Here is a 21,020-nt window from a genome sequence, read left to right as displayed (position 1 = left end):
CGAGCTTTTATTTTTGATGCCCGCACCGGGCAGGACTGGATCTATGCAAACCGTACTGCTTGTCATCTATCTCATGATCGTCGTCGCCCTTATCGGCGTGGTGCTGATTCAGCGCTCCGAAGGTGGCGGCCTTGGCATCGGCGGCGGATCGGGCTTCATGTCTGCGCGCGGTACGGCCAATGCGCTGACGCGCACCACGGCCATTCTTGCGGCGCTGTTCTTCGCACTTGCGCTCGGCATGAACGTGCTATCCCGCTTCGAGGCGCGTCCGACCGACGTTCTCAATCGTATTCCGAGCACGGCGGGTCAGGGCAACGGTATCCTCGATTCGCTTGGTGGCCAGAAGGGTGCTGCTCCGGCAACCACCCAGCCGAAGCCGGCCGACAACAGCGGCGTGCCGAACAGTGGGGCCGTTGCTCCGCAATCGCAGGCGACCCCGCCGGCCGCGACGAATCAGGCAGCACCTGCACAGCAGGCTCCGGCCGCGACCGGTCAACAGACCGCGCCGGCGACGACCACTCCCGCGCCAGCCGACAACGGCGGCGTCCCGACCGGCAAGTAATTCCGGTCGCCAAAGATCATCCCCGGCAGGTCCTCGGATCTGCCGGTTTTGTTTTGTCCATATTCCGCGTTCTGTAGCCAAAATTCCGGAAACGAATTTTAGGGCTAGCGGAATCATTTGTGAAAAGGTATTCGGTGACTCCCATGGCGCGATATGTATTCATCACTGGCGGCGTGGTTTCTTCCCTCGGAAAAGGAATTGCGGCTGCGGCTCTCGGAGCGTTGTTGCAGGCTCGTGGTTATCGAGTCCGCCTGCGCAAACTCGACCCCTATCTGAACGTGGATCCGGGCACCATGAGCCCGACCCAGCACGGCGAGGTCTTCGTCACCGACGACGGAGCGGAAACCGACCTCGATCTCGGCCACTACGAGCGCTTCACTGGCCGCTCGGCCACCAAGACCGATAACATCACCACCGGTCGCATCTATAAGAACATCATCGACAAGGAACGCCGTGGCGACTATCTCGGCGCGACCGTTCAGGTCATTCCGCACGTTACCAACGAGATCAAGGATTTCGTCACGGAGGGCAATGACGAGTATGATTTCGTCATCTGCGAGATCGGCGGCACGGTCGGCGATATCGAAGCTATGCCTTTCATGGAAGCGATCCGCCAGCTCGGCAACGACCTGCCACGCGGCACGGCTGTCTACGTTCATCTGACGCTGATGCCCTATATTCCGGCCGCCGGCGAATTGAAGACCAAGCCGACGCAGCATTCCGTCAAGGAACTGCAGGCCCTCGGCATCCATCCCGATATCTTGCTCGTGCGTGCCGACCGGGAAATCCCCGAAGCCGAACGCCGCAAACTCTCGCTGTTCTGCAACGTGCGGGAATCTGCCGTCATTCAAGCGCTCGATGTTGCGAACATCTATGACGTGCCGATGGCTTACCACAGGGAAGGCCTGGATAACGAGGTGCTGGCCGCCTTCGGCATCGAGCCGGCTCCGAAGCCGCGTCTGGAACAGTGGGAAGAGGTCTGCAATCGCATCCGCACACCGGAAGGCGAAGTGACCATCGCCATCGTCGGCAAATATACCGGCCTCAAAGATGCCTATAAGTCGCTGATCGAAGCGCTGCACCACGGCGGCATTGCCAACCGGGTCAAGGTTAAGCTGGAATGGATCGAGTCCGAGGTCTTCGAAAAGGAAGATCCGGCGCCGTATCTCGAGAAGGTGCATGGCATTCTCGTGCCTGGCGGTTTCGGCGAGCGCGGTTCCGAAGGTAAGATCCTGGCTGCCCGTTTCGCGCGCGAACGCAAGGTGCCGTATTTCGGCATCTGCTTCGGCATGCAGATGGCCGTCATCGAAGCGGCCCGCAATCTGGCCGGTGTCGAGCATGCCTCGTCGACCGAATTCGGCCCGACCAAAGAGCCGGTCGTCGGTCTGATGACCGAATGGCTGAAGGGCAACGAACTGCAGAAGCGCACCGCATCGGGCGATCTCGGCGGCACCATGCGTCTCGGTGCCTATAAGGCAGCCCTGAAGAAGGGCACGAAGATTTCGGAAATCTACGGCTCCATCGATATTTCGGAGCGCCATCGCCACCGCTATGAAGTCAACATCGACTACAAGGATAAGTTGGAAGATTGCGGCCTGACCTTCTCCGGCATGTCACCGGATGGCGTGCTGCCTGAGACGATCGAATATGCGGATCATCCGTGGTTTATCGGCGTCCAGTACCATCCGGAACTGAAATCCCGTCCGCTGGAACCGCATCCGCTGTTCTCGAGCTTCATCGAAGCGGCGACGGAACAGAGCCGGCTGGTATAAAGCGCTTCACCGAAGCGCTCTACATCTTTGCTTTTACGCAATTCCGGACGGAAAACCGCTACGCACTTTTCCTGGAACTGCTTTGAGGACTGCAAATCGCTTGCGGTAGTCGCTAGGACTGACCGCAAGCCTCTCCCGAAAATGATGGCGCATGGTGGCGAGCGATCCAAATCCGCTTGCCGCCGCCACATCGTCAAGCGAAATAGCCGTCTGTTTCTCCAGAAGATCGCGGGCGCGCCGCAGCCGCTCGCTGAGCAGCCATTCGCCCGGCGCCATGCCGGTGGTCGCCTCGAAACGGCGCTGAAAAGTCCGCACGCTCATGCCGGCCCGCGCTGCAAGCGTCGCAATGGGCTGATCTTCCTGCAGACGCTCTCGCATCCATTCTAGCAGGGGGCCTAAACGCGCGCCCTCGCGCTGCCTTAAAACCGGCGTCTCGATATATTGAGCCTGGCCGCCTTCGCGATGCGGGGGCACCACGAGACGGCGGGCGACGCTATTGGCGGCGTCAGGTCCGAAGTCCCGACGCACGACATGCAGGCAGAGATCGATCGCAGCGGCACTGCCGGCGGCCGTGAGCACCTTATCCTCATCGACATAGAGAACATCGGCATCCACTGATATGTCCGGATAGCGCGCCGCGATGGACTCGACATAGCGCCAATGCGTCGTCGCCTTGCGGCCCGCGAGCAATCCTGCGGCGGCGAGGACCGCGACACCAGAGCAGAGAGACATGATGCGGACGCCGCGGCGGCTCGCCGCTTGGAGCTGGGCAATCAGCGGGGCAGGGACTGCCGTGCCTATACCACGCCAACCGGGCACGACGATCAGGTCAGCATCGGCAATGACCTCGAGGCCATGATCGACCTGCACCGTCAGCCCACCCGCGGCGCGCAGTAGGCCTTCCTCGATCGCGCAGGCGGAAAAGCGATACCAATCCTCACCCATCTCTGGTCGCGGCATGCCGAAGATTTCGTAGGCGACACCGAATTCGAAGGTGCAGAGCCCGTCATAGACGAGGGTGACGACATGTGGGCCGTGAAGATTGGGGTTATCTGAGTTTGGCATGATATTGACGTTATATGGCATTTCGGCCAATTTCAACCACGGGATCGCTCAGGCATGAATGCACCGAAGCAAAGAAGGAGCGTTCCATGTCGCTAGTCAGTGAAATCCCCACCGCAGATCCCAGTCTCGTCGCCGAGCACTATGCCAAGAGGCTTGGCTTCGAAACCGATTGCTCCGACGTCTACCAGTCCATGACATCAGGCAATGTCGATTTCGTTCTGCTCGATGTCCGCGGTCCTGCAATGTACCAAGAGAAGCATATCCCGGCTGCGATCAACCTGCCGCATGGCAAGATGACCGCAAGGAGGATGGCGGAATGGCCTGACGATACCCTGTTCGTCGTCTATTGCGCCGGGCCGCATTGCAATGGCACCGACAAGGCGGCTTGGCGCCTGGGTACGCTCGGCAAGCGCGTGAAGGTCATGATCGGCGGCATGACCGGCTGGGCCGATGAGGGGTATCCGTTCGAGAAGGGCTGAGCGCGAGGGCAGAGCCGGCACATGCTGGGTCTGCCCATTTTTACGACACTGCGAAAAACTTCGGCATCTACGTCATTTGACTGTCGCGTCGCTTTCGTTTCCGTGACACTATGCGAGTAAGCATAATGGGAACAAAAGTATGATCCTTAATCCATTTGACGATGGCGTCGAGCGGCCGAGGGCCAAGATTGCCGTCACCTTCACTCTGTTGATCGCTTTCAATATTGCCGCGTGGGCTTGGGCCTGGGTCGCCTTTGCAGACCGCCCGTCTTTGCTCGGCATTGCGCTTCTTGCCTATATGTTCGGCCTACGCCACGCTTTCGATGCCGATCACATCGCCGCCATCGACAATGTCGTACGCAAGCTCATTCAGGAAAAGAAGCAGCCCTATGCCGTCGGCTTTTTCTTCTCGCTCGGTCATTCCTCCATCGTGGTGATCGCCTCCATCCTGATTGCCGCAACGGCAGCTGCCATGCAGAGCCAGCTCGATTCCTTCCACGATATAGGCGGCGTCATCGGTACGACGGTTTCGGCTGTTTTTCTGCTGCTGATCGGTATGGCCAATCTCCTCGTCCTGAAGGGCGTCTGGTCGGCCTTCAGACGAGCGCAGAGAGGTGAGCGGATCGCAGAGGAAGATCTCGACACGCTGCTTGCCGGCGGCGGCTTGCTGGCGCGCATCTTCCGGCCCATGTTCAAGGTCGTAACTCGCTCCTGGCATATGTATCCGATCGGCTTCCTTTTCGGCCTCGGCTTCGATACCGCAACAGAGATCGGGCTTCTCGGCATTTCCGCCGCTCAAGCCGCGCAGGGCATGTCCTTCTGGACCATACTCGTCTTTCCGGCGCTATTTACCGCCGGCATGTCGTTGATGGATACTCTCGACAGCACGCTGATGACGGGCGCCTATGGCTGGGCCTTCGTCAAGCCGGTGCGCAAGCTTTGGTATAATCTAACCATTACCGCGGCGTCGGTCGTCGTCGCCGTCTTCATCGGCGGCATCGAGGCTTTGGGGCTCATCGCCGACAAACTCGGCCTCGAAGGAGGTTTCTGGAGCTTCGTGGGCGAACTCAACGACAATCTTGCCAACTTCGGCTTCGCCGTCGTCGGCATTTTCCTTTTGAGCTGGCTGGTTTCGACGGTGCTCTATAAAGCCGGAGGCTACGACAACTTGCAGATTAATCGCTCATGACGCATCATTGCGCCCGGGGATCGAGCATGTTTTGACTGGACATCGTCGTCCGCGGCTCCAGTTATATGCGATGAGGGGCCACCACCATGATCCATGCAAGCAGTATTCGCGGCCTAGGACTGACGGCAGGCATCCTGTTCGTCATCGGCGCCGGCACAGCTTTTGCGCAAATTGTCTCGAATTGCCCGCTGCAGCCGACCGTCAGCACCGAACGCCGGACTTTGAATTGCCAGCCTGGGCTTAGCATCACCGTCGAGCGCGGCGCGCATTTCCACCTTGCTGACCGAAATCGGGATGGCCGGGTGGACGCTATCGTGCTCGACAGCAAGGCGGCCTTGGTCGATGTGGATAGTAGCCGTGTTCAGGGTGGGTTCGAAGTGGTAACGCCGCAGGCGATCGCTGCCGTCCGCGGCACGCGATGGGCTGTTGACGTGCAACGTGGCAAGACATCCGTGCTCGTGTTGCGCGGCCGTGTTGCGGTTAACAAGGTATCGACCGGGCAAGGGGTGACGCTCGGGCAAGGGCAAGGTGTCGATGTGGATCGCACTCGCTCTGCCTTGCGTGTCAATCCGTGGGGACAGCCGCGCATAAACGCCTTGATGGCACGCCTCGGCCAGTGAGATCCCGACGCCATGCGCAGACCATCGCTGCAAACGTTGATTGCGCTTCTCTTGACTGTCGCCTGGAGCCTGGGTCTTGGCATTGCGCACCTGCGCGGTGACATTCCCTTCATCGACGGCGCGGAAGCAACACTTACGAATCTCCGCAATACGCTCGGCGGCCACAGCCAACCGCCCGATCTCGTCACGATCGTCGCCATCGACGATGAGACCTCGCGAGTGGCGGGGCGCTATCCCTTGCCGCGCGCCACGCTTGCCAGGATCGTCGACGCCATCTCCGCCCTGGGACCTAGAGCCATCGCCCTCGACGTGCTTCTGGTCGATCCCGGTGACGAAGCCGGCGATGCGGCGTTGGAGCAATCACTCAAGCGGACCAAGGTCGTGCTGGCCGCAGCCGGTATTTTTCCCGAAAGCCGCCAGCGCGTTGTCGACAACAGCAACGAGCCTCTCGCCCGCGTGCCCAGCGCGCTGCAATTCCTCGAACCGCAGCAGCGGTTCGCCGATGCCGCAAGCTATGGCATCGTCAATCTGCAGACCGACAAGGCGGGCACGCCGCGTTTCGTTCCGATGCTGTTTCGCAGCGGCGAACGGATCGAGCCATCCTTTTCGCTACGCGTCGTTTCCGCCGCAAGCGGCGAGCAGACGACTGTTCTTTCCGACCATATCAAGATCGGCGACCGCTCCATCCATACCGACACCGGCTATCTCATGCCGCTCTCGTTCTACGGTCCACGTGGAACGATCCGCACCGTCAGCGCCAACGCGGCGCTGAGCGGCCAGTTGCCGGAAGCCGCGATCAGGGACCATGTCGTCGTTATCGGCGCGACCGTTACAGGGGGAGGAGATGTCTTTCCGACGCCGTTCGATCCCGTTCTGCCCGGTGTCGAGGTGATCTCCACTTCCATTACGCATCTGATCTCAGGAGATGGCCTGGTACGCGACCGCAACGTTCGTTTCATCGACCTCTATTTCGCCGTCGGGCTGCCGATTGCTGTTGTCAGCCTTCTTTCATGGCGACGCAGCACCATAGGTCTGATCATGGTGCTGGGTGTCGTCCTTCTTTGGTTTGCCATCAACGTCAGCGCCTTCAAGCACGGAATTTGGCTAAGCGCCGCCCTTCCGATTGCGGCAACTGTCCCGCCGGCGCTGCTGTTTGGCGCGATCCAGCTTTGGCTCGACCGCAGACGCGCCACCCGCTTCGCCGAACAAAGCCAGCTTTTGCAGCGCATCCAGGCGCCTGGTCTGGCCGAGCATCTTGCGCGCGATCCCGGCCTTCTCGCAGAGCCGGTACACCAGGTGGCGGCCGTCGTCTTCATCGATATCAATGGCTTCACCGGTCTTAGCGAATCGATCGGCCCGACCGCCGTGCGTGAACTGCTGAACGGCTTCTATAATCTCGTCGACGAAGAAGTGACTGCATCCGGCGGTGCCATTACCAGTTTCATGGGTGACGGCGCCATGATCCTTTTCGGCCTGCCGCATCCAAAGCCTACCGATCCTGCCAATGCAGCGCATTGTTGCATTCGCCTGGCTCACCGGATGAGAGATTGGCTCTCGGCATTGCCGCAGGGAATAACTTCGCGAATCGGCTTCAAAATCGGCGCTCATTTCGGCACTATCGTCGCCTCCAGGCTCGGCGGCGGCGATCGTCAACAGATCACTGCGACAGGTGATACGGTCAACGTTGCCAGTCGCTTGATGGAGGTTGCCGCAGGTCACCATGCGGAGGCTGCCATCAGCGCCGACCTCTTGCTTGCGGCGGGTCGCGACAGCACCCCCTTCAAAGATGGGCACCTCAACGGCCCGATCGAAACAAGCCTGCGTGGCCGCGCCGGTTCTTTGACCATATGGCTTTGGCGCGATCGGCCGTGACCCGAGAGATCTCAGCGCGTCGGATCTTATGCGTACCACATGGGGGCGATTGAAATCACGAGGAGACAAGCGAGAGAAATGTTGAGTGCTCGCCATTGCCAGGCCGTTTTCAAGAGGTGTCCGAGCATTTGCCCCAGAGCGCACCAAACCGCCAAAGAGAAAGCGGCGATAAGGCAGAAGGTCACGCCAAGTAGGAATGCAAGTCTGGCCGGACTATCCGCCAGCGCGGCAAAGGAGGCGGCGGCGCCCATCGTCATCGCCCAGCCCTTGGGATTGTGCCAGAGCATCCAGACGCCGGCAAGGAAGCCTGTCGGCCTCACCATCTGCCCGGCCTCGCGCGGCTGGCCGCTTCTGCCGATTCGAATAGCGAGCCAGATCAAATAGAGCGAGCCCAGCGTCTTCATGGCGACCTGCAGCATTGGCAGTGCCATCAAAACGCCGCCTAGCCCGGCTGCCGCCGCTCCGGCCATGGAACCCAAGCCGAAGGCAAAGCCGCCCATGACCGGTATGGACCGGCGAAAGCCGAAGTGCGCGCCGGATGCTGTCGCGAGCGTGGTCGCACCGCCAGGGGTTATGGTGGAAACCAATGCGAAGAGTATCAGCGGCAGCAAGGGTTCGATCGTCATATCCAGCCTTTCTCTAATTGAAAAAGGCATAGGCGCCGCTCCAGCATCATGAAATCGAATATTGAAGGATCGATGCATTAGCAATTATAATGCCTGCATGATCCGAAACTTTGATATTGCCCTCGTCAGAACCTTCGCCACGGTTGCCGACCAGGGGAGCATGACGATTGCAGCTAATATGCTGCATATGACGCAAGGCGCCGTCAGCCAGCAGATCAAGCGACTGGAGGGCATGCTCGGCTGCGCCCTGTTCGAGCGTGATAGGCGTGGATTGCGGTTGACGGAAGCGGGCGAACGGCTGCGCGGCAATACCCGTCGCCTATTGACGTTGAATGACGAGATCTGGGACGACATGACGGAAAGCACGGTTCGCGGCGGCGTCCGGCTCGGCGTTCCCTATGATCTTGTCGGAGCAACGCTGGCGCCTGTGCTGAAATCCTATGCCGAGCGCCATCCGCAGGTGGAGATTTCGCTGGTTTGCGCATCATCACCGGAACTGCTGGAAGAGCTGGGGAGGGGAACCATCGACCTCTGCGTGGCTGAGGAACCATACGGCACGTCGCAGGGGGAATGCCTTGCTGTGGAGCGGCTCGTCTGGGTCGGAGCGAAGGCCGGCAACGCCCATCGCAAGGTGCCGCTGCCGATCTCGATGGTCGCCGATACCTGTGCCTTCCGATCATCCGTCTTTGCGGCGCTCAGCAAGGATGGTCTGCGCTGGCGGACGGTCTTTGAGAACGGCAATATCGAGGCGACCACGGCGACCGTGCGTACAGACCTGGCCGTCACCGCTTGGCTCGCTTCGACCGTGCCGGCTGATCTCGATATTCTCACCGTCGAGCAGGGCCTGCCCGAACTACCAGTCTTTTCGATCAATCTGCATTTGCCGAAAAGTGCGACGCCGCAGGCGCTGGAGCTTGCCCGCCATATCCGCGAGGGCATGATGCGGCCGCGCCAATCCGCGGCCGCCTAAGTGCCGTCTTCCGATAGACTGGCTTATGCCGCCTTCGGCAGCGGACCGACATAGCGCGATTGCGGGCGGATCAGGCGTCCGTCAAGCGTCTGCTCGCGGGCATGGGCGATCCAGCCGACCGTGCGGCCGATCGCGAAGACTCCGGTGAAGGAACTGCGCGGAAAGCCGAGGGCATCGAGCAGCAGGGCGGTGTAATATTCGACATTGACGTCCAAGGGCCGATCCGGCTTGCGCTCTTTCAACAGCGCCAGTGCTGCCGTCTCGATCGCTTCCGCCAAGGCGATACGTCCAGCATCTGCCTGGCCGCTGGCAAAGATCGGTTTCAACGCTGTCTTCAGGGCATCGGCGCGCGGGTCACGCACGCGGTAGATGCGATGGCCGAAGCCCATCAGCCGCTCGCCACGATCGAGCGCGTCAGACAACCATGCACGTGCATTTTCGGGCTTTCCGACACCATCAAACATATCCAGAACCGGGCCGGGGGCGCCGCCGTGCAGCGGTCCCTTGAGGGCGCTGATTGCTGCAAGCACCGAGGAGGTCAGGCCGGCATGGGTCGAGGCAATGACCCGGGAGGCGAAGGTCGACGCATTCAAGCCGTGATCGGAAATCGTCACCAAATAGGCATCGAGTCCCGCCGTTTGCTCGGCGGTTGGTAACCGGCCCGTTAGCATGCGCAGGATATCACCGGATTGGGACAAGGATGCATCCGGCTTGATCGGTGCTTGCCCCTTCTGCAATCGCAAGATGGCCGGCAGGAAAACGGCCGGGGCCGCCATCAGGCGGATCGCCGTTGCAAAATCTTCGCCGTCGGCAACGCGCGCCAGCAAGGCGCGCACGGCGTCCACCGGCGGCAGTGCGAGCAGAGCGGCATCGGCGGCCTCAACATGCGGGAAAAGCGCAACGCGAGCCGCGCCGAGTTGAGTTCGGATGGAAGCTGCATCGATATGTTCGTCAAACAGGCCATCCAACAGCAGGGCCGCAACATCCTCGAAGCGGCTGGTCGCCACCAGATCATCGAGCGACACGCCGCGGATAATCAGGCGACCGGCAGCGCCGTCGACGTCGGACAGCTTGGTTTCTGCGGCAATGACATCTTCAAGACCACTTTTCATTACGGTTCTCCTTTGACTATCCGATTAGATCGGATCTATTCCTATTGACGTCAATCTTGATGCAATTGATCAATATGAGGACCGATGAGCTGGCTGACGGCAGAGCAGGCGCTGAACCTGCTGGGAACGAAATCACAGACGCTCTACGCCAATGTCAGCCGCGGGCGCATTCGTGCGAAAGCCGATCCCGCAGATACGCGGCGCAGCCTTTATTTCGCCGATGACGTCAAGCGATTGGCCACCCGCCATGCCGGAAGGCGCAAGACCGAGGCGGTGGCCGCCGAGGCTATTCAATGGGGCGATCCGGTATTGCCATCGGCGCTGTCGACCGTTTCGAACGGCAGGCTTTTCTATCGCGGCCAGGATGCGGCGCAGCTTGCCGAAAGCGCAAGCCTCGAAGATATCGCGCTGCTGCTTTGGGACATGAAGCGGCCGTTGCGATTCGAGCCAAGCGAGGCGAGGCGGAAGCAGCCCTCCCTGGATAGCGCTTTCTCCGTGCTTGCCGAGCGCATAACGCGCGACCTGCCGTCGCTCGGACGTTCACTTCCAGCCCTCCAAAACGAAGCTGAAAGCGTATTTGGTACGGTGGCCGAAGCATTGGCTCCCGGCCCATGGGATCAGCCGCTGCACCGACGTCTCGCCACCGCTTGGAACCGTCCGGATGCCGAGGATGTGATCCGCCGCAGCTTCGTCTTGCTCGCAGATCATGAGCTAAATGCGTCGACCTTCACTGCGCGGATCACGGCATCGTCAGGCGCAACATTATCTGCGGCCACTCTATCCGGCCTTTCGACGCTGACCGGTCCGCTGCATGGCGGCGCATGGCAGAGCGCGCGCACGCTGATCGCGCGGGCGGCCACGACGGGAGTGGACGAAGCGGTGCGCAGCTATCTGGCGGAAGGACGGCCATTGCCTGCTTTCGGCCATCAGCTTTATCCTGACGTCGATATTCGTGGCGAGGCGCTGCTTGGCTGCTTCACACTGCCTCCGCTCTTCGCCAGGGTTCGCGATGTCGGCGAGCAATTGGTCGGTGAACGCGTCAATGTTGACTTCGCACTGACGGCGATGACCCACGCCTATCATCTCCCGGAGGATGCACCGCTGATCATTTTCGCGCTGGCACGGACGGTCGGCTGGCTTGCGCATGCCATGGAACAGGCCACCAGCGGCAGGCTCATTCGCCCGCGTGCGCGCTATGTCGGCCCGCCGGTAGAGTAATTTGGCCGCTGGCTGCGGTGAAGGCTATATGTCCCCAAAGGAGCACAGATACGCGCTATGGAAAGAGGCTTTCGATGAAGGCTGCAATATCCGTGCGCAAAGGAGAGTTCGCCGTAACGGCGTCTATCCGATAAAAATCGTGCTGCTTTCCTGCGTAGGCTTTCCAATAACTCGGAAGAGTGTTGTTCCAACTTTCGGTTGGCCGATATGGGTCGGCCTCTCCCCAGAGTACCATGGTCGGTATATTCAAAGGGGAGGTTTCCAAGCGCAGTCTCGTTGATGATACGCAGATCAAAGCCTTGAGCTCCAGCCCCTCCTTGACCGCATTCCATAGAGCAGTTCCCCCTGCGCTGAAGCCAATGCCGACGCGCATGCGTCCATCAAGTTCGAGAAGTCCTCGAAGCGCTTGTTGCAAACCACCTTTATTGAAAAGGTGGTCATGAAGATTGTCTCCACTAAGATCAGGGCGCCCGCTGAGGCTGGCAAGCTGTAAACCGCGGTGCCTAATGCCTCCGGCGTCCAATAGTTCGACAAAAGTTTCCGGAAAGCCATGGATATCGCTAACGACCAACAAGTCTTGCGTTCTTGAACGGCACATAATCAGACCATTTTTATCGTTTCGATAGTCGCATTGCCTTCGCGCCGGTTTGGCGTATGCGCTATGTACGGCCACCCGTACCGTGATTTCACAGGAAATGCAGCACCCGCCACTCAAGTCACCGGAAGATGATAAACCGCTTCGATGTTGTGGCCATCCGGATCGAGAACGAAAGCGCCATAGTAGTTCGCATGATAGTGAGGACGAAGCCCGGGAGGGCCGTTGTCGATGCCGCGGGCTGCAAGCGCCGCCCGGTGAAATTCGTCGACGATTTTCCTGCTTTCGGCCGTGAAGGCTATATGTGCACTTGTCTGCGGTGCATCACGCTGACCGATCCAGAAGAAAGCCTTCTTTCCAATGCCGTAACCCGCAAATCTTTCGCCTTCAGCATAAAGACGCTCTATGCCAATAGAGCGGAGTATGGTGTCATAAAAGATCTTCGATCGCTCGAGATCGCGAACCCCGATCGTCACATGATCAAGCACATCACCCTCCAAAAGTGAGATTGAGCTCTACTACCGCTGGCCAACGGTGCCAGCGTCGCGGTCGGCAAGCGCGACCCAGCCGATGACGAGTTTGCGGTTGGCAATCAGCCAGATCGTCGCCAGCGCGATCAAACCCACGACGATATTGGCGGCGGCGAAGAGAATGGGGGCAAGTTGCGTGACTGCGCCGACATCGCCGCGTTCGACAAGGCGCATCGGTGCAGTCGCCAGTGCTGTTGCACCGAAGGTGAAGGCCCAATAGGCTGGGCTGAAGCCCTCCTTCATGATCCAGGGCAGGAGGCGCAACATGATCAGAGCCTGCAGCAAGCCATAGCCGATCATTGCATGGACGAGCATATCGGGAGGGCCTTGCGTGACGCCGATATAAGCTAGCGCACCAACGGCCGGTGGAGCCAGCTGAATTCCAAGGGTGGGCCGCAGCGGCGCGGCCAACGTCGGTCCGGTCAGCAGACGATGCAGCAGGGCGGATTCGATGGCAAGCCAGGCGAAGAAGCCGGCGCCGAAGAAAAGCTGCGCCCATTGCGGAAAGCCGAGTGCGGCGCCGACGATGGCGGTCACGAAGCTGCCGGCGACGCTTGGCAGATAGAGCACGGCGGTCGTCGTCGCAATGTCGCGTTCCCCTTGCCAGAGCCCTCCCGTGCGCCAAACGGAGAATGCCAGCGTGTAGACGGCGCCGATCAGGAATATGGTTTCGGCGCCGATGCGCGAATAGGGCAGCAGGCCACCGGCCACCAGCATGGTTGCGACGCCGACAAGGCCGATGAAGCAGCACTGGACAGGGTGCGCCACTTCCTTGAAGGCCTCCTCGCGCGCCATCATCCACTTCAACGCATAGAGCACGATCAGCAGCAGCCAGACGGCTAGCGCAATAAAGGTCAGCGCTTCACCGATAAGGGCCGGCAGGCGCCAGATGCGAGCACCCACGCGCCACGCATTGGCGAGACCAGAAAGGCCAAGAACCATACCGAAAAACGAAGCTGGCACCAGCGGCAGTTTCAAAGACGCAGTCATATGCCCCCTTTTTCGCCCTATATGAGGCCCACCTGAAAGAGAATTGTGCAAGGAATTCGAGATCGATGCTAAATCTATCAATGCGAACGGGAAGCAAAATACAGCTTTCCTCCAAGCCGGCAAAGCGCGATCATGGAGAAAAGCGGGAGGCTTCGGCATGCGAGATCACGGATGCGTGAACGCGCGCATTTTTCTCCGCTCCATGGCTCCTGCATAGCTCTCCCGTCATTTGTTCATTGGAAAATATTGCGAAATATCTCTATGCAGTATTCAAACGATTGAAACCGTCCTAGGAGACTGAAACATGCAAATCGGAATGATTGGCCTTGGCCGTATGGGCAACAACATGGTGCAGCGCCTGATGCGAGGCGGTCACAGCGCCGTTGTTTTCGATGCGCGCCCGGAAAGCATCGCCGGGCTTGAACAGCTCGGCGCCACCGGCAGCAAGTCTCTTGCGGATTTCGTATCGAAACTTGCAAAGCCACGCGTCGTCTGGCTGATGTTGCCGGCGGCAATCGTCGATCAGGAACTGGCGGCGATCGTTCCGCTGCTGGAAGAGGGCGACATCGTCATCGATGGCGGCAATTCCTATTATCACGACGATATCCGCCGTGCCGAAGAGCTGAAGCCGAAGGGCATCCACTATGTCGACGTCGGCACCAGCGGCGGTGTTTTCGGCCTTGAGCGCGGCTATTGCCTGATGATCGGCGGCGAGAAGGAAACCGTCCAGCATCTGTCACCGATCTTCGCGACGCTTGCGCCGGGCGTCGGTGACGTCGCTCCGTCGGCCATGCGCTCGGAAGAGGCTGCCAAGAAGAGCACGGCAGAGCAGGGCTATCTGCATTGCGGCCCGTCCGGCGCCGGCCACTTCGTCAAGATGGTCCATAACGGCATCGAATATGGCCTAATGGCCGCCTATGCCGAAGGCTTCAACGTTCTGCGCCATGCCAATATCGGCAAGCAGGACGCCGAGAAGGACGCTGAAACCGCGCCGCTCTCGCATCCGCAGTATTATCAGTATGATCTCGATATCGCCGAAATCTCCGAAGTCTGGCGTCGCGGCAGCGTGATCACCTCGTGGCTGCTCGACCTCACGGCCGACGCGCTGCATGGCGATGCAGCCCTTTCGCAATATGCCGGCCGCGTGTCCGACTCGGGCGAAGGCCGCTGGACGATCTCGGCTGCGATCGACGAAGGCGTTCCGACGCCGGTGCTGAGCGCTGCGCTTTACGGCCGTTTTGCTTCGCGTGGCAATGACGACTACGCCAACAAGGTTCTCTCCGCCATGCGCGCCGGCTTCGGCGGCCACCATGAGAAGCCCGTCAAGTAATTGATCGGCCTATCGATCTGATGATTGCGAGCCGGGTGGGTCAAACCTCCCGGCTTTTTTTTTGCCCGCTTCTATTGTCTTAATGCTTCCAGCAGGAAAGCCGCGCTAAGCACTTTCCCCGGGGTAACTTCAGCCCAGCAGATCAGGTCGCAGGACTATGACTGGAGTGGGCGAGCCTATATCAAGCTGCGGCGCATGCGGCGGGCGGACGACCAGGCAGTCGGCGCGCGAAAAGACCTTCATCATCGACGAATCCTGCTTCGAGAAAGGCTCGGCGAGCCAGCCGCCATCGGCGGCTTTCGTCAGCGTCGCGCGGACGTAGTCCTGTCGCTGATCGTTGGCGGCAAAGGGCACGGCGGCGCGCGCAATACCTTCACGCTTTATCACGGGCAGGGATGCGAGCTTTCTTATCAACGGCTCGAGAAAGAGCAGGCCACAGACAAGGCTGGAAACGGGATTGCCGGGAAGGCCGAGGACATGCATGTCACCGAGGCTGCCGACCATCAGCGGCTTGCCAGGGCGCATGGCGATGCGCCAGAAATCCAGCTTCATGCCGGCTGATATCATTGTTGCCTGTACCAGATCGTGATCACCGACAGAGGCGCCGCCGAGCGTGACGATGATGTCGGCCTTGGCCACCTGCGCCCGACCGATCGCAGCGGTGATCTCGTCGCTGTCGTCGGCGACGATGCCGAGATCGAGCACATGCGCGCCGGCATTGCGCGCGAGTGCAGCAATGCCAAAGGTATTCGAGGCAATGATTTGCGATGGCCCTGGTTCATTGCCGGGCGCGACGAGTTCGTCGCCGGTTGCGAGAATCGCCACAAGCGGCCGGCGATAGACATCCAATGCCGGATGATTCATGGCCGCGGCGACCGTAAGGCGCGAAAAATCCATAACGGTGCCGGTGGAAAGCACCACTTCTCCTTCCAGGAAATCCTGTCCGCGCGGGCGAATATGTTGCCCCTTGCGCAAGGGATAGGTCGTGCGGATACGATCGCCTTCCAGGCGCTCGGCGTCCTCCTGCAAAAGCACCGAATCGGCGCCGGCCGGAACGGGCGCGCCGGTGAAAATGCGAACCGCTTCGCCTTTGCCGACGCTACCATCGAAGGCGTGGCCAGCGGCAGAGGCGCCGATGACCTGCAACTCCGAACCCGGCATTGCCGCATCATCGAAGCGCAGCGCGTAACCATCCATCGCCGAAGCGTCGAAAGGCGGCTGCGTCAGGCGGGCCGTAAGATCTTTAGCCAGAACCCGGCCTTCGGCCATATCGAGTGGAACGCTTTCAACACGATGGATCGGCGCTGCACTGTCCAATAGGCGCGCCTGCGCTTCGGCAACGGGCAATAGGCTCATGTGTCAGGCCCCCGGATGGCGGAAATCCCCCGATTTGCCGCCGGATTTCTCCAATAGAATGATACCGCCGATTTCCATGCTGCGGTCGGCGGCCTTGGCCATGTCGTAGATCGTCAGGCAGGCGACGGAAACCGCCGTCAGTGCTTCCATCTCGACGCCGGTGCGGCCGGTCAGTTTTGCCGTCGCGGTGACACGCAGGCCGGGCAGGGTGGCATCCTCTACGATGTCGACGGCAACCTTCGTCAACATGAGGGGATGGCAGAGCGGAATGAGATTGCTGGTCTGCTTCGCTGCCATGATGCCGGCAAGCCGCGCCGTGCCGATGACATCACCCTTCTTGGCGTTGCCCTCGCGGATCAGCATCAGGGTCTCCGGCTTCATCCTGACGTAGCCGGTCGCGGTGGCACTGCGTGCCGTCTCGGCCTTGTCGCCAACATCGACCATATAAGCTTCGCCCGAAGCGTCGATATGCGTAAGACCGGCCTTCTCGGTGCTCATTTCACTCAGCCGCCAGAATGCCGGTTTCGCCGTTCAGAAGCAGTTTCGTTGCCGCCGTCACATCGTCCTTGCGCATGAGGCTTTCGCCGACGAGGAAGGTGCTGATGCCGACGGCCTCGAGGCGCTTGCAGTCGGCATGGGTAAAGACGCCGCTTTCGCCGACCAGCAGCCGATCCTCCGGCACCATGGGTGCCAGGTTCTCGCTGACCGTCAAGCTGACTTCGAAAGTGCGCAGATTACGGTTGTTGATGCCGATCAGCGGGGAGGAGAGATTTAGCGCACGCTCCATCTCTTCGGCGTCGTGCACCTCGACCAGCACGTCCATGCCGAGGCCGAATGCCTCGTCCTGAAGACGCTCGGCATCATCATCCGAAAGCGAAGCCATGATGAGAAGGATGCAATCGGCACCCCAGGCACGAGCTTCCTGTACCTGATAGGTGTCGAACATGAAGTCCTTGCGCAGTGCCGGCAGCGAGCAGGCCGCGCGGGCAGCCGTCAGGAATCCCGGAGCGCCCTGGAAACTTGGCGTATCGGTCAACACCGAAAGGCAGGCGGCACCGCCGGCTTCGTAGGCCTTGGCGAGGGCAGGCGGGTCAAAATCGGGGCGGATGAGCCCCTTTGAAGGGCTTGCCTTCTTGATCTCGGCAATCAGGCCGAAAGCGCCGGCATCCTTTTTGGCGAGCAGCGCCTTATGGAAACCGCGCGGCGCGGACTGTCCGGCCTGCATCGCCTTTAGGTCGGCAAGGGAAAGTCTGGCCTTGGCAGCGGCGATTTCCTCGCGCTTGTAGGCCTCGATCTTTTGAAGGATATCGGTCATGACGTCCTAGTCCTGTTCTTCCTCGTTGGAAACGGCGATAAGCTTTTCCAACGCAACGGCGGTGGCGCCGCTATCGAGCGAATGGGCCGCGAGCTTCATGCCATCATGCAGCGTTTCCGCCTTGCCGGCAATGACCAGTGAGGCCGCCGCATTGGCAAGCGCGATGTCGCGATAGGCGTTCTTTTCGCCGGCGAGCACGGCACGAAGGGCTGCAGCATTGGCAACGCCATCGCCACCCTTGAGATCGGCAAGGTCGGCATGCTGCAGGCCAAAGTCGGCCGGTGTTAGCTCAAAAGTGCGGATCTTGCCATTCTCAAGTGCTGCGACGGAGGTCTTGCCGGTCGTGGTGATTTCGTCCAGACCGTCGCCGTGCACGACCCAGACGCTTTCCGCATCGAGATCCTTCAGCACCTCGGCCAACGGCAGCACCCATTGCGGCGCGAAGACGCCGAGCAGCTGGCGACGGGCGCCAGCAGGGTTGGACAAAGGCCCAAGTAGATTGAAGATCGTCCGCGTGCCGAGTTCGACGCGCGAGGGACCGACATGGCGCATCGAGGAATGATGCAGCTGCGCGAACATGAAGCCGATGCCGGCTTCCCGAATGCAGCGGGCGATCGTCTCCGGCCCGATATCGAGCTTGATGCCCAACACGGATTGCGTATCGGCGGTGCCGGCCTTGGAGCTCTGGGCGCGGTTGCCGTGCTTGGCGACGGGTACGCCGGCGCCGGCGACGATGAACGCGGCCAGCGTCGAGATATTATAGGTTCCGACACCGTCGCCGCCTGTTCCAACGATATCGATGGCATCGGCCGGGGCTTTCACCGGCAGCATCTTGGCACGCATCGTGGTCACGGCGCCGACGATTTCGTCGACAGTTTCGCCGCGCACTCGCAGAGCCATCAGGAATGCGCCGATCTGAGACGGCGTGGCCTCACCCGACATCAGGATTTCGAATGCCTGCCGGGCTTCATCCCGCGTCAATGCCTCGCGATTGGCGACCTTGGCGAGAAAAGGCTTCAATTCGCTCATCGACTATCCATCCTCCCGACCGGGTCTAGCGGGACATCGCCTGTTCGGCGAGGCTCTGGTTGACCGTGACGGTATATCTGCCCTGCAGCTGGCTGACCATCTGATCGAGAATGTCGTCGCCGGCGGCGTTGGCGATCTGGGCAACCTGCTGATCGTCGTTGCTTAGCGCATCGGTCGTCGGATTGTCGTTGACATCGGTGACCTTGAGCAGGATCTGCGTGGTGTCATCGGCGCCGATGGCGCTTCCGGCCGTATCGACGGGACCGGAGAAAGCTGCAGCGATACCGCCGCGACCCAAAACCGGATCGTCCGTCGAGCGGGTGATGCCGCTCTTGCTTTCAACAGCGATACCAAGCGGCGCGGCGATATCGGCAAGCGACTTGCCCTTCTGCGCTTCCTGCTTCAGCTCGACCGCCTTGGCAGCGAGCGCAATCTTCTGCTGTTCGGCAGTCCAGTCGGCAACGGCTTTTTCGCGCACTTCCGCAAGCGGACGATCGTGATCGGGCGTGATGTTCGTCACATCGTACCAGATATAGCCGTCATTACCGACCGTCAGAGGAGCGGGGTTGCCGCCCTGATCGGCCTTGAAGACTTCCGAAAGCAGCTGCTGGCGGGCCGGAAGATCCTTTATCTCGTTGCCATTCTGATCAAGGCCAGTCTGATCGATCGAATCGACGGTGACGAGTTTAAGCTTAAGCTGCGATGCCGCATCCTGCAGCGATGCGCCGGAGCCCCGCAGGTCTTCGAACTTGTCGTGGACGCTGGTGATCTCGTTTGCGGCGTTGCTGAGCGCAATCTGCTTGCGAATATCTTCCTTGACGTCGTCGAAATTCTTCGCCGTTTCGTTCTTCACATTGGTCACGCGCAGGATCACCGGCCCGAACGAACCTTCGACGACGGGAGTGGTGCCGCCTTCCTTGGAAACGGCGAAGGTTGCTTCGGCAACGGTCTTATCCGGAACCTGATCCTTGGTGAAGGTGCCGAGCAGCACGTCGGAAGGCTTCTTGCCCTGGTCGGAGACGAGCTGATCGAAGGTCGTCCCCGTCTTCAGCGCATCGGCTGCAGCATTGGCGAGATCCTTATTGGCGAAGGTCAGCTGCTCGATCGTGCGGGTTGCGGGCGTGGTGAAGCTGTCCTTGCGCTTATCGAACTGCGCACGCACTTCGTCATCCGTAACACTCGCGGTGTCGGCGATATCCTCGGCCTGCAACTTCACAAAGGCGAACTTGCGATATTCGGGCGCACGATATTTCGACTTCACGCCATCGAACCACTTCTGCAGCACGTCGTCGGCCGGGGCCTTGACGGGATCGATGTTGGCGTTGGTCAGCAACAGGTAATCGATGCTGCGGGTCTCGTTGTGATATTGCTTGACGGCGTCGACAAGGACTGTCGGTGCGGTAAAACCGTTTGATACGGCCTCGACAATCTGGCCGCGGATTGCGACCTTGCTGCGCTCCTTGATGTAATCATCGGGCGATATGTTGCTGTTGCGCAGCAGCAGGTCGAATTTCTGGCGGTCGAAAGCGCCATTCGTCGCCTTGAAAGCAGGATCGTCGCCGATCAGCTTGGCCAGCCGATCCTGCGAAAGACCGAGACCCATATCGGCGGCAAGTTGATCGAGGGAGGCGCCGGCGACCAGCTGTGACACCGTCTGCTGCCCGATACCGAAGGCGCGCGCCTGTTCCGGCGTGATTTGCATGCGCAACTGCTGGCTGATCGCCTGCATCTGTCGACGATAGGCGAGACGGAATTCATTGGTATCGATATGCTGATCGCCAACCGTGACAACCGTATTGCTGCTGCCGCCGGTGATGAGGGACCGCTCGACGCCCCATACACCAAAGGCTGCCGCAAGAAGAAGCAACAGGCCCTTGGCAAGCCAGGTTTGGGCGATTTTTCTCAGCACGTCGAACATCGGAAAGCAAACCTCGTCATCATCAAGTCTTCGCACACGGCGAAACAATCGGAGTTCCTTAGAACAATCCGAACCGGAATTGAAGAGCCAGTGGGGAAATCGCCCAATGAGGCGCAGCTATGCCGGAACCTTTGATAGGCAGCGGCGTTTTAGCAACGAGAAAACATGAGGAGCACATGATGGCAGACACGAAATCAGCTTCCACTCCCTCATCTTCGGCGCGGGCGCAGACGGAAACGGCAATGGAAGATCTTGCCGCCCAGGTCGCAGCATTGCGGGAAGATTTGGCAAAGCTTTCGCAAAGCGTGGCAGCCGTAGGGCAGGGAGCGAAGTCTGTCGTCACGGAAGAAGCCCAGGAACTTACGGAGCAGCTGCGCGAGCGCGTTCGCGAGGAGCCGATTTTCATGGTCGTCGCGGCAGCCGGGCTCGGATATCTCATCGGCCTGCTGAATCGCCGCTAGCCAGGCTGCTC

21 protein-coding genes are annotated in these 21,020 nt (G+C 60.3%); 10 read left to right on the top strand and 11 right to left on the bottom strand.

Features of this window, described 5'->3' with window-relative positions:
- Positions 1-43 precede the first annotated feature (43 nt).
- Positions 44-562, top strand: coding sequence for a preprotein translocase subunit SecG (secG, locus tag FHT85_RS00200; RefSeq protein ID WP_015339948.1), 519 nt, complete (start codon positions 44-46; stop codon positions 560-562).
- A gap of 143 nt (positions 563-705) precedes the next feature.
- The gene (locus tag FHT85_RS00195) at positions 706-2,334 is read left to right on the top strand and encodes a CTP synthase (protein ID WP_112411782.1); all 1,629 of its coding nucleotides are present in this window, start codon (positions 706-708) and stop codon (positions 2,332-2,334) included.
- A 33-nt stretch (positions 2,335-2,367) separates the two neighbouring features.
- Here the strand turns inward: FHT85_RS00195 and ftrA are convergent, their stop codons facing one another.
- Complete coding sequence (ftrA, locus tag FHT85_RS00190; RefSeq protein ID WP_112338966.1) at positions 2,368-3,420, bottom strand: transcriptional regulator FtrA; 1,053 nt, start codon at positions 3,418-3,420, stop codon at positions 2,368-2,370.
- Between the two features lie 65 nt (positions 3,421-3,485).
- On the opposite strand from ftrA, the gene FHT85_RS00185 reads away from it, so the two are divergent.
- The 4 genes from FHT85_RS00185 (at position 3,486) to FHT85_RS00170 (ending at position 7,559) form a co-directional block, all read left to right on the top strand.
- Positions 3,486-3,878, top strand: a complete 393-nt coding sequence (locus FHT85_RS00185) for a rhodanese-like domain-containing protein (RefSeq protein WP_112338965.1) — start codon at positions 3,486-3,488, stop codon at positions 3,876-3,878.
- A 139-nt stretch (positions 3,879-4,017) separates the two neighbouring features.
- Positions 4,018-5,067 carry a HoxN/HupN/NixA family nickel/cobalt transporter gene (locus tag FHT85_RS00180; RefSeq protein WP_112398306.1) on the top strand — a complete coding sequence of 350 codons (1,050 nt, stop codon included), beginning with the start codon at positions 4,018-4,020 and terminating at the stop codon, positions 5,065-5,067.
- An 86-nt stretch (positions 5,068-5,153) separates the two neighbouring features.
- Positions 5,154-5,687: a FecR domain-containing protein gene (locus tag FHT85_RS00175; protein ID WP_112398307.1), complete on the top strand. Its 534-nt coding sequence runs from the start codon at positions 5,154-5,156 to the stop codon at positions 5,685-5,687.
- A gap of 12 nt (positions 5,688-5,699) precedes the next feature.
- Positions 5,700-7,559: a CHASE2 domain-containing protein gene (locus tag FHT85_RS00170; RefSeq protein WP_112411781.1), complete on the top strand. Its 1,860-nt coding sequence runs from the start codon at positions 5,700-5,702 to the stop codon at positions 7,557-7,559.
- A 26-nt stretch (positions 7,560-7,585) separates the two neighbouring features.
- Here the strand turns inward: FHT85_RS00170 and FHT85_RS00165 are convergent, their stop codons facing one another.
- Positions 7,586-8,185, bottom strand: coding sequence for a LysE family translocator (locus FHT85_RS00165; protein WP_112338961.1), 600 nt, complete (start codon positions 8,183-8,185; stop codon positions 7,586-7,588).
- A gap of 97 nt (positions 8,186-8,282) precedes the next feature.
- Here FHT85_RS00165 and FHT85_RS00160 point away from each other — a divergent pair, with 97 nt between their 5' ends.
- Positions 8,283-9,155 (top strand): LysR family transcriptional regulator, encoded by an 873-nt coding sequence (locus FHT85_RS00160; RefSeq protein WP_183773924.1) that lies wholly within the window; start codon positions 8,283-8,285, stop codon positions 9,153-9,155.
- A gap of 23 nt (positions 9,156-9,178) precedes the next feature.
- Here the strand turns inward: FHT85_RS00160 and FHT85_RS00155 are convergent, their stop codons facing one another.
- Positions 9,179-10,267: a citrate synthase/methylcitrate synthase gene (locus FHT85_RS00155; protein ID WP_112411779.1), complete on the bottom strand. Its 1,089-nt coding sequence runs from the start codon at positions 10,265-10,267 to the stop codon at positions 9,179-9,181.
- 84 nt (positions 10,268-10,351) lie between these two features.
- Here FHT85_RS00155 and FHT85_RS00150 point away from each other — a divergent pair, with 84 nt between their 5' ends.
- On the top strand, positions 10,352-11,485 hold the full coding sequence (locus FHT85_RS00150; protein WP_112411778.1) for a citrate synthase: 1,134 nt from the start codon (positions 10,352-10,354) through the stop codon (positions 11,483-11,485).
- Between the two features lie 55 nt (positions 11,486-11,540).
- Here the strand turns inward: FHT85_RS00150 and FHT85_RS00145 are convergent, their stop codons facing one another.
- From FHT85_RS00145 to tehA, 3 genes are all read right to left on the bottom strand, one after another.
- On the bottom strand, positions 11,541-12,059 hold the full coding sequence (locus tag FHT85_RS00145; RefSeq protein ID WP_246779857.1) for an alpha/beta hydrolase: 519 nt from the start codon (positions 12,057-12,059) through the stop codon (positions 11,541-11,543).
- Positions 12,060-12,196: 137 nt separating this feature from the next.
- Entirely contained in the window at positions 12,197-12,568 is a 372-nt protein-coding gene (locus FHT85_RS00140; RefSeq protein WP_112411776.1) for a VOC family protein, read from the bottom strand.
- Positions 12,569-12,598: 30 nt separating this feature from the next.
- Positions 12,599-13,600 (bottom strand): dicarboxylate transporter/tellurite-resistance protein TehA, encoded by a 1,002-nt coding sequence (tehA, locus tag FHT85_RS00135; protein WP_112411775.1) that lies wholly within the window; start codon positions 13,598-13,600, stop codon positions 12,599-12,601.
- A gap of 304 nt (positions 13,601-13,904) precedes the next feature.
- Between tehA and gnd the strand changes: the two genes are divergently transcribed.
- A complete protein-coding gene (gnd, locus tag FHT85_RS00130; protein ID WP_112338954.1) occupies positions 13,905-14,930 on the top strand; it encodes a phosphogluconate dehydrogenase (NAD(+)-dependent, decarboxylating) in 1,026 nt (341 codons plus the stop codon).
- A gap of 129 nt (positions 14,931-15,059) precedes the next feature.
- On the opposite strand, the gene glp is transcribed toward gnd, so the two are convergent.
- From glp to FHT85_RS00105, 5 genes are read right to left on the bottom strand one after another with little or no spacing between them, the layout of a single operon-like run.
- Positions 15,060-16,286 carry a gephyrin-like molybdotransferase Glp gene (gene glp / locus FHT85_RS00125; protein ID WP_112411774.1) on the bottom strand — a complete coding sequence of 409 codons (1,227 nt, stop codon included), beginning with the start codon at positions 16,284-16,286 and terminating at the stop codon, positions 15,060-15,062.
- Positions 16,287-16,289: 3 nt separating this feature from the next.
- Positions 16,290-16,784, bottom strand: coding sequence for a cyclic pyranopterin monophosphate synthase MoaC (gene moaC, locus FHT85_RS00120; RefSeq protein WP_112411773.1), 495 nt, complete (start codon positions 16,782-16,784; stop codon positions 16,290-16,292).
- 1 nt (position 16,785) lies between these two features.
- Positions 16,786-17,601, bottom strand: a complete 816-nt coding sequence (trpC, locus tag FHT85_RS00115) for an indole-3-glycerol phosphate synthase TrpC (protein WP_112411772.1) — start codon at positions 17,599-17,601, stop codon at positions 16,786-16,788.
- A gap of 6 nt (positions 17,602-17,607) precedes the next feature.
- Entirely contained in the window at positions 17,608-18,630 is a 1,023-nt protein-coding gene (gene trpD, locus FHT85_RS00110; RefSeq protein WP_112411771.1) for an anthranilate phosphoribosyltransferase, read from the bottom strand.
- Positions 18,631-18,655: 25 nt separating this feature from the next.
- Positions 18,656-20,548, bottom strand: a complete 1,893-nt coding sequence (locus tag FHT85_RS00105) for a peptidylprolyl isomerase (protein ID WP_112411770.1) — start codon at positions 20,546-20,548, stop codon at positions 18,656-18,658.
- A 179-nt stretch (positions 20,549-20,727) separates the two neighbouring features.
- On the opposite strand from FHT85_RS00105, the gene FHT85_RS00100 reads away from it, so the two are divergent.
- The gene (locus FHT85_RS00100; RefSeq protein WP_112339004.1) at positions 20,728-21,009 is read left to right on the top strand and encodes a hypothetical protein; all 282 of its coding nucleotides are present in this window, start codon (positions 20,728-20,730) and stop codon (positions 21,007-21,009) included.
- Positions 21,010-21,020 lie beyond the last annotated feature (11 nt).

This window comes from Rhizobium sp. BK312 (assembly GCF_014193605.1).
GTDB lineage: Bacteria > Pseudomonadota > Alphaproteobacteria > Rhizobiales > Rhizobiaceae > Rhizobium.
Note: the sequence above shows the minus strand (reverse complement) of the source record. Positions and strands in the feature narration are given on the sequence as shown.